Consider the following 8,461-nt stretch of genomic DNA (forward strand, 5'->3'; position numbering starts at 1 on the left):
GGTGGACGTGAAGGGACTCGAACCCCTGACCTCTCGCGTGTGAAGCGAACGCTCTAACCAACTGAGCTACACGTCCGGACGCCACCCTTGTGGGGCGACGGAGGCACCCTATCCAATCCCATGCGTCCCCCGGAAATCGGACCACCCGGCGGACTGCTCCGCGGGCGTCAGCCGACGCCGGGCAGCTCCCGCAGCGCGTCGGCCGCCCACTGCGGCAGGAACCCGGGCACCCCCGTCGCCACCAGCAGCCCCCACAGCACCAGCCAGACGAGCAGCAGTGTGCCCGTCGCGACGAGGCCGCGCACCCACACCGGCTGGGCCATGACCCAGTCGTTCCACTTGCCTACCTGACGCCGGGCGAACGTGAGCACCCGCTGGGCGAACTCGAACTCGCTCGCCAGTATCATCAGGCCGAAGAACACGACGAGCCAGCCGGGCCCGGGTGCCGGGACCATGACCAAGCCGGCGACGGTGACGAACCCGCCGACGATGCCGACGGCGGAGCGCCACGCGAGATGCGTGGCCCGGTTCCGGCGCAGTCGCGCTCGCCAGGCCCATCGGTCCTCGTGCGCGTCGAGGGTGACGTTCCGGTCGGAGTAGTCCACGTCGTCCGGCCGCCCCGTCCGGTCCGAGGACTGCTTCTCGCTCACGGGTCGGGGTTCCCCGCAGCGTTCTCGCGGAAGACCTGCTGCAGCCGCGTCGTCACGGGCCGGTCGCCGGGCAGCGCGCGCCCGTCGACGGCATGCACGGCCAGGATGTCCTTGGTCGTGCTGGTGATGAAGACCTCGTCCGCCTCGTCGAGCACCCGGAGCGGCAGCGCGGTCTCCTGCACCGGTATGCCGCTCACCCCCGCCCACTCGATGGTCAGCCCGCGCGTGATGCCGGGGAGCAGACCGGCCTCGACGGGCGGCGTCAGCACCTCGCCCGCACGCACGACGAAGATGTTGCTGCCGGTGCACTCGCACAGCTCACCGCGGGTGTTGGCGAAGACCGCCTCGACGCCGCCACGCTGCTGGGCGTACTCGAGGGCGATGACGTTCTCGGCGTACGAGGTGGTCTTGAGCCCGGCTACGGCGGACCGTTCGTTGCGGGTCCACGGCACGACCACGACCGCACCCGAGTCGGGCGGCCGGGGCTGAGGCCCGGCCAGCACGATGTAGGTGGGCGCGGACGGCAACCGGTCGGACCCGAGCGGTCCGGCGCCCCCGGTCACGCTGTAGCGCAGCCGCCCGAGGTCGATGTCGGTGCCCTCGAGGACCGCCGCGATCCCCTCACCCAGCAGGTCCAGGTCGATGTCCGGCAGCCCGAGCCCGGCCGCCGAGCGCAGCAGCCGCTCGTGATGGCGGCGCAGCGCGAAGGTCCGCCCGTGCTCGATCTTGACCGTCTCGAACACGCCGTCGCCCACGGTCACCCCGTGGTCGAGCGCGGCCAGGGCCGGCGTGTCCGGCTCCACGAGCCGACCGTTCACCCAGACCCTGATCTCGCCACTCATCCGCCCATTCCTCCTGCGCACCGGCCCACCCGGACACCTTGCCCCACGCGGGGCCGGCGAGTCGAGCCGCCCTGTCCACAACGTCCGGGTCCCGGTCGCCAGTTCCGCCGCACCTCCTGCATGCCTCGGGTTGCCTCGAGTGGCGCACGCCGGTCATGCGGGCGCGAGGGTCTCGGTGAGGGTGTGGTGGATCCGCTGCAGGTCGACCCGACGATCACCCCGACGGTACGTTCGACGGCCTTGGCGAACGACTGGTTCAGGCTCGGCTGCACGACCAGCAGCGCCGCGATCGCCGCGAAGACCGGGAGCGGGCCGGGCAGCAGCCACCCCGCCAGCAGCCATGCCGCGACCGTCGCCACGGCCGACTTCAGCACCTGAAGCAGCGGCGAACGTCGGTTGGCGCGGAAGGTCGCGGTCACTCGCATGATCCCCACGGTATTGGCCCGGTCCCGGCGGCAGCCGGCCGGCGCCGGGAGCCCGGTGCGCGGCGTACGACCTACGGTCCGGTCGGCTCGTCACGCCCGTCGCGCTCGTCGCGGTCGGCCCACTCGAGCAGCGGGGCGATGTCGAAGACCGCGTCGTCCATCCCGGCGTGCAGGTCGCCCAGCCGGGCGAAGCGCCCGGGCATCGTCGCGATCGTGAAGTCGTCAGGCAGGGCGTCGTCGACCTCGTCCCAGGCGACCGGCGCGGAGACGGTCCCACGCGCGTTGCCGCGCACGCTGTAGGCCGCGGCCATGGTGTGGTCGCGGGCGTTCTGGTTGTAGTCGACGAACAGGTCCGTCGGGGCGCGGTCCTTGCGCCACCACGTCGTGGTGACGTCGTCGGGCAGTCGCCGCTCCACTTCCCGGGCGAACGCCAGCGCCGCCCGACGCACCACCTTGAAGCCGTGCTCCTGCCGGATCCGCACGTAGACGTGCATCCCCCTCCCGCCGGAGGTCTTGGGCCAGCCGACCGCACCGAGCTCGTCGAGGACCTCGTGCGCGACGTGGGCAGCCCGCCGCACCCTCGAGAACGGGCACCGTGGCATCGGGTCCAGGTCGATGCGCCACTCGTCGGGCAGCTCCGGTTGCGGCCGGCGCGAGTTCCACGGGTGGAACTCGACGGTCGACATCTGCACCGCCCAGATGACGTCGGCGAGCCTGGTCACGCACAGCTCGTCGGCGTGCAGCCCGTAGCGAGGGAAGTGCAGCCGGACGGTCTCGACCCACGGCGGGGCGCCGGCCGGCAGTCGCTTCTGGTGCACCTTCGCGCCGTCGACGCCCTTGGGGAACCGGTGCAGCATGCACGGCCGGTCGCGCAGCGCCCGGACGATCCCGTCCCCGACGGACAGGTAGTAGTCGGCCAGGTCGCGCTTGGTCTCGCCACGCTCGGAGAAGTAGACCCGGTCGGGGTTGGTCAGCCGCACCTCGTAGCCGTCCACGTCGAGCACGGTCGCGGGGGTCCTGCTCGCAGCGGCGGCCATGGTCGATTGGACCACAGCGGGTGTGGCCCGAGGGGGTGCTGTGTGCCGAGCCGGCCCGTCGGGTCGCGGTCAACGCCAACCCGGCGCGGTTCAGCGCGCCGCGCACGGCGCCGGAACGCTATCGTCTGGCCATGAGCGGGAAGCCGGTCGCATTCGTTGCTCCCTACCTGCTGGAGGCCACGACGAGGTTCGTGGCCACCGCAGCCCGACTGCCCGGGGTACGCCTCGGGCTCGTCACCTGCGAGCCCGTCGAGAAGCTGCCCCCGGTGCTCAAGGAGCACCTGGCCGCGCACTGGCGGATCGAGGACGCCCTGGACGCCCAGCAGATCCTCACCGCCGTCCGCGGGCTGAGCGGTCAGCTCGGCCCGATCGAGCGGCTCGTCGCAGCGCTCGAGGAGCTGCAGGTGCCGGTCGCGCAGGTCCGCGAGGCGCTCGGCATCCCCGGCATGGACGCCGAGACCGCACGCAACGTCAGGGACAAGGCGCGGATGAAGACCGTGCTGCGGAATGCCGGGATCCCGTGCGCCCGCCACCGGCTCGTCGCCTCGCCGGAGGCTGCGGTCGGCTTCGCCCAGGAGGTGGGCTTCCCGCTCGTGCTCAAGCCGCCCGCCGGCGCCGGCGCCCGGGCGACCTACCGGCTCGACGGTCCGGACGACCTGCGCAGCTGGCTCGACGTGGACCCCCCGAACGAGGCGGCTCCCGGCCTGCTGGAGGAGTTCCTCGTCGGCGACGAGCACAGCTTCGACAGCATCACCGTGAACGGCCGGACCATCTGGTGGTCCATCTCCGACTACCTGCCACCGCCGCTGACGGTACTGCGCAACCCGTGGATCCAGTGGAGCGTGCTGCTGCCCCGGGAGATCGACACGCCCGAGTACGCCGAGATCAGCCGGGTGGGCCCGGCCGCCCTGCGGGCCCTGGGCGTGCGCGACGCCCTGACGCACATGGAGTGGTTCCGCAGGCCGGACGGGTCGGTGGCCGTCTCCGAGGTCGCGGCCCGGCCGCCCGGCGCCCAGATCACCTCGATGATCGGCTACGCCCACGGGGTCGACTTCCACCGGGTCTGGACCGAGCTGATGCTGCTCGGCTCGGTCAGCCCGATGGAGCGCTCGTATGCCGCCGGGACGGTCTACCTGCGCGGGCAGGGCCGGGGCCGGGTCCGGGCAGTGCACGGGATCGAGCAGCTGCAACGCGACATCGGCGACCTCGTCGTCGAGTCCCGGCTGCCGCGGCCCGGGCAGGCGTCCTCGTCCTCGTACGAGGGCGAGGGCTTCATCATCGTGCGCCACCCCCGCACGGATGTCGTGCGCGAGGCGGTCGGGCACATCCTGAGCACGGTCCGGGTCGAGCTTGCCGAGGAGCTGTAATGAACATCGTCATGATCTCGCCGGGCTACCCGCCCGAGATGGCCTTCTTCACCCGGGCGCTGGCCCGGGCCGGCGCGACCGTCATCGGGCTCGGCGACCAGGGCCGGGACGCGCTTCCGCCCGAGGCCCGCGAGGGCCTGACCCACTACGAGCGCGTCTCGCTGGCCGACGAGGGCTCGGTTCTCGCGACGCTCCAGCAGCTCGCCCGGCACGTCTCCTTCGACCGGGTCGAGTGCCTGTGGGAGCCGTACATGCTGCTGGCCGCCACCATCCGGGAGCGCTTCGGTGTGCCCGGGATGACCGTCGAGCAGACCATCCCGTTCCGGGACAAGGAGGCGATGAAGCTCGTCCTGGACGCCGCCGGGATCCGCACGCCGCGGCACGCCAAGGCACGCACGGTGTCCGAGGTCTGGGAGGCCGCCGAGCGCATCGGCTTCCCGCTCATCGTCAAGCCGATCGCCGGCGCCGGGTCGGCCGACACCTACCGGATCGACTCCTTCGACGACCTGGCCGAGGTGCTGCCCGCGATGCGCCACGTCCGCCGGGTCAGCGTGGAGGAGTTCATCGAGGCCGAGGAGTTCACCTACGACACGATCTGTGCTGACGGCCAGGTCCTCGTCGACAACATCTCCTGGTACCGGCCCCGGCCCCTGCAGGGGCGCAGCCACGAGTGGATCACCCCGGTGACCCTCGCCCTGCGCGACACGCACCAGCCGACCCTCCAGCCGGGCCGCGAGATGGGCGCGCAGGTGCTCTCGGCGCTCGGCTTCCAGACCGGGTTCACGCACATGGAGTGGTACCTCAAGCCCGACGGCGAAGCCGTGTTCGGCGAGATCGGGGCCCGGGCCCCCGGGGCGCGCAGCGTCGACATCATGAACTACGCCACCGACGCCGACTTCTTCCTCGCCTGGGCCCAGGCCGTGGTGCACGGCCGGCTGGGGCAGCAGATCGAACGGCGCTACAACGCGGCCAACCTGTTCAAGCGGGCCCAGGGCTCGGGACGGATCACCCGCATCGAGGGGCTCGAGCCGCTGCTGGCCCGCTACGGGCCGAACGTATGTGCCGTCGAGCTGCTGCCCATCGGTGCGCACCGGCGGGACTGGCGCGCCACGCTGCTCTCGGACGGCATGGTCATCGTGCGCCACCCCGACCTCGACGCGACCGTGGAGATGTGCGACCGCTTCGGCGTCGAGCTGCAGCTGTACGCCCAGTAGCAGGCCGGCCCGACCGGCTGCCGGTGCTCAGCGGGCCGCCGCCAGGGTGGCCAGGGCGGACCGGCCGATCCACTCGGGCAGCTCGCGCCGGGCCCGGGCCGACCCGGCCACGACGAGGTCGCCCCGGTTCTCGGCGTGGTGCCAACGCTCCTCCCCGCGCCAGATCCTCGTGAGCAGGCGCAGCGGCATCCGCACGGTGGCGACGACCTCGTAGCCAGGGTCGGCGTCGCACACGTCGACGTCGTCGCCGGTCACGACCAGCCACCAGCGCGAGCTGCGCCCGGGCACGTCCGGGAACTCGAACGCGACAGCAGTGCGCCCGCGCGGCCAGCGCTCGACGGGGACGGTGCGCCGGATGTCCCAGAACAACAGGTGCGGGTCCAGATCCTCGTCACCCAGCTCGGGGATCCACCGCAGCCCCCACAGGCCGAGGGCGTTGACCACGTCGAGCAGGTCGGTGCCCGACCTGGTGAGGGTGTACGAGGTGCGCTGGGCGTCAACCTCGCGGTGCACGATCCCGGCACGCTCGAGCGAGCGCAGGCGCTTGGACAGCAGGGCCGGCGACATCTTCGGCACCCCTCGGCGCAGCTCGTTGAAGTGGGTGCTGCCGAGCAGCAGCTCGCGCACGATCAGCAGCGTCCAGCGCTCGTCGAGGACCTCCATCGCCTTGGCGACCGGGCAGAACTGGCCGTAGGACGTCATCGTCGCGCCTCCCCCTCTGTCGGTCAGGCTCTGTCGGTCAGGCTCTGTCGGTCGGGCTCTGTCGTTCAGGAAACCCCCGGCGAGGGCCCGCTGACAAGAGGATTAGCAGTACACAATCGATACCGCTCGCGCTACAGAACCGGCACTGGAGGAGCAACGGGACGCCACCGCACCATGGGTCGCACAGCAACCGACGACTCCAAGGAGCACACCATGACCCAACAGGTCACCACCACGGTCCAGGACCCGGCCGCCGACCGGGAGCTGAAGGCCCGGCACCGTGGCATGTGGGCGCTCGGCGACTACCCGGCGGTCGCCAGCGAGATCATCCCGAGCATGGGCCCCGTGCTCGTCGCCGCCGCCGCGATCGGGCCGGGCACCCGCGTGCTCGACGTGGCCGCCGGCTCGGGGAATGTCGCCGTGCCCGCTGCGCTGGCCGGTGCCGAGGTCGTCGCCAGCGACCTGACGCCGGACCTGCTCGCCGCCGGACGACGAGCCGCCGAGGCGGCCGGGGCGCAGCTGGCCTGGCAGGAGGCGGACGTCGAGGCCCTGCCCTACGCCGACGGCCGGTTCGACGCGGTCGTCTCCTGCGTCGGCATCATGTTCGCGCCCCACCACCAGCGCGCCGCCGACGAGGTCCTGCGCGTGACCCGGCCCGGGGGCAGGATCGCGTTCGCGAGCTGGACACCGCAGGGCTTCATCGGGCAGATGTTCGCCACGATGAAGCCGTACGCCGCTCCCCCGCCGCCCGGCGCCCAGCCGCCCCCGCTGTGGGGCAGCGAGGACCACGTCCGGGCGCTGCTCGGCGACCGGGTCACCGACCTGACGTTCGAGCGTCGGGACGTGGTGGTCGACCGGTTCGACACCGGAGCCGAGTTCCGCGACTACTTCAAGGACAACTACGGCCCGACGATCGCGGCCTACCGCGGGCTGGCCGGCTCCCGCGACCGAGCCGCCGCGCTCGACGGCGAGCTCGCCGCGCTGGGCGACCGCGGTCTGGACGCGGATGGCACGATGCGCTGGGAGTACCTGCTCGTCACCGCACGCAAGCGGTAGGCGGCGCTGCCCACCGGGTCGGCTGAGCGGCATACCCGGAGGTATGCCGCTCAGCCGGCTGGCCGGGTCACCGTGCGGTCGCCGCCCGGCTGAGCACGGCCACTCCGGCGAAGCGGCCGTGCGCGAGGTCGTCGAGCGCCCGGTCGGCGGACTCGAACGGGTAGGCGTTGACGCTCGACCGGACGCGCAGCCGGGCGGCCAGGGTGAGGAACTCCTCCCCGTCGCGGCGGGTGTTGGCGGTGACGGTGGTCACGGTGCGCTCCCGGAACAGATGGGCCTGGTAGTCGAGCCGGGGGATGTCGCTGACGTGGATCCCCGCGAGCGCCAGGGTCCCGCCCTGCTCGAGGCCGGCGAGGGCGACCGGCACGAGCTCCCCCGCTGGGGCGAACAGGATCGAGGCGTCGAGCGGGACCGGGGGCATCCCGGCGGCGGGCCCCGCCGAGGCCGCACCCAGCTCGAGGGCCAGGCGCTGGGCCTGCTCGCCCCGGGTCAGGACGTGCACCTCGGCACCCTGGGCGACGGCGAGCTGCGCGGTCAGGTGGGCGCTGGCGCCGAAGCCGTAGAGCCCGAGCCGACCGCCCGGGGGCAGTGCCGCCCGGCGCAGGGCACGGTAGCCGATGATGCCCGCGCAGAGCAGCGGCGCCGCCTGCTCGGGGGACAACTCCGCAGGGATCCGGTAGGCGTAGGCCTCGGGCACGGTCGTGTATCCAGCGTAGCCGCCGTCGTGGTCCCATCCGGTGAATCGCGCTGTGGGGCAGAGGTTCTCGCGACCCGACCGGCACCAGCGGCAGGCGCCGCAGGTGCTGCGCAGCCAGGCGATGCCGACCCGGTCGCCGACGGCGAAGCGGGAGGCGTCCGGGCCCTGCCGGGTCACCGTCCCGACGACCTCGTGGCCCGGCACGACGTGCGGCCGGTGCTCCGGCAGGTCGCCCTCGGTGACGTGCAGGTCGGTGCGGCAGACGCCGCAGGCCTCGACCGCGACGAGGACCTCCCCGGGACCCGGGGACGGCACGGAGCGGGTGACCTGGCGGATCCGGGCGGGTGCGCCGACGGTCTCCCAGGCGCTCATCGTCTCGGGTGGGTTCGGTGGGGTCATGGGTCCAGCCTCGGCCGGTCCGGGCGGGATGTCCACGGACCATGGTCACGGGCCACGGTCACGGGCCACGGT

General features: G+C 72.8%; 9 protein-coding genes and 1 tRNA gene. 3 read left to right on the forward strand and 7 right to left on the reverse strand.

The window, feature by feature from the left end; all coding sequences use genetic code 11:
• Nucleotides 1-2 precede the first annotated feature (2 nt).
• From WMI84_RS15135 to ligD, 5 genes are all read right to left on the reverse strand, one after another.
• Nucleotides 3-76, reverse strand: a tRNA-Val gene (locus WMI84_RS15135).
• A gap of 91 nt (nt 77-167) precedes the next feature.
• Nucleotides 168-650 (reverse strand): TIGR02611 family protein, encoded by a 483-nt coding sequence (locus tag WMI84_RS15140; RefSeq protein WP_347354596.1) that lies wholly within the window; start codon nt 648-650, stop codon nt 168-170.
• The gene (locus WMI84_RS15145) at nt 647-1,492 is read right to left on the reverse strand and encodes an aminotransferase class IV (RefSeq protein WP_347354598.1); all 846 of its coding nucleotides are present in this window, start codon (nt 1,490-1,492) and stop codon (nt 647-649) included. Before WMI84_RS15145 ends, WMI84_RS15140 begins: the two co-directional genes overlap by 4 nt.
• Entirely contained in the window at nt 1,489-1,917 is a 429-nt protein-coding gene (locus tag WMI84_RS15150) for an FUSC family protein (protein WP_347354600.1), read from the reverse strand. Before WMI84_RS15150 ends, WMI84_RS15145 begins: the two co-directional genes overlap by 4 nt.
• A 71-nt stretch (nt 1,918-1,988) precedes the next feature.
• Nucleotides 1,989-2,954, reverse strand: a complete 966-nt coding sequence (gene ligD, locus WMI84_RS15155) for a non-homologous end-joining DNA ligase (protein WP_347354602.1) — start codon at nt 2,952-2,954, stop codon at nt 1,989-1,991.
• 131 nt (nt 2,955-3,085) lie between these two features.
• Between ligD and WMI84_RS15160 the strand changes: the two genes are divergently transcribed.
• Together WMI84_RS15160 and WMI84_RS15165 are read left to right on the forward strand one after the other, a co-directional pair.
• The gene (locus WMI84_RS15160) at nt 3,086-4,321 is read left to right on the forward strand and encodes a hypothetical protein (protein WP_347354604.1); all 1,236 of its coding nucleotides are present in this window, start codon (nt 3,086-3,088) and stop codon (nt 4,319-4,321) included.
• On the forward strand, nt 4,321-5,535 hold the full coding sequence (locus WMI84_RS15165; protein WP_347354606.1) for a hypothetical protein: 1,215 nt from the start codon (nt 4,321-4,323) through the stop codon (nt 5,533-5,535). The genes WMI84_RS15160 and WMI84_RS15165 overlap by 1 nt, the downstream gene beginning before the upstream one ends.
• 27 nt (nt 5,536-5,562) lie before the next feature.
• Here the strand turns inward: WMI84_RS15165 and WMI84_RS15170 are convergent, their stop codons facing one another.
• A complete protein-coding gene (locus WMI84_RS15170) occupies nt 5,563-6,237 on the reverse strand; it encodes a helix-turn-helix domain-containing protein (RefSeq protein ID WP_347354608.1) in 675 nt (224 codons plus the stop codon).
• A gap of 213 nt (nt 6,238-6,450) precedes the next feature.
• Between WMI84_RS15170 and WMI84_RS15175 the strand changes: the two genes are divergently transcribed.
• Nucleotides 6,451-7,293 carry a class I SAM-dependent methyltransferase gene (locus tag WMI84_RS15175; protein WP_347354610.1) on the forward strand — a complete coding sequence of 281 codons (843 nt, stop codon included), beginning with the start codon at nt 6,451-6,453 and terminating at the stop codon, nt 7,291-7,293.
• Nucleotides 7,294-7,360: 67 nt separating this feature from the next.
• Here WMI84_RS15175 and WMI84_RS15180 read toward each other — a convergent pair whose 3' ends face one another.
• Nucleotides 7,361-8,389, reverse strand: a complete 1,029-nt coding sequence (locus tag WMI84_RS15180; RefSeq protein WP_347354612.1) for a zinc-dependent alcohol dehydrogenase family protein — start codon at nt 8,387-8,389, stop codon at nt 7,361-7,363.
• Nucleotides 8,390-8,461: the final 72 nt, after the last annotated feature.

Source organism: Intrasporangium sp., from assembly GCF_039812505.1.
Taxonomy (GTDB): Bacteria; Actinomycetota; Actinomycetes; order Actinomycetales; family Dermatophilaceae; genus Intrasporangium_A.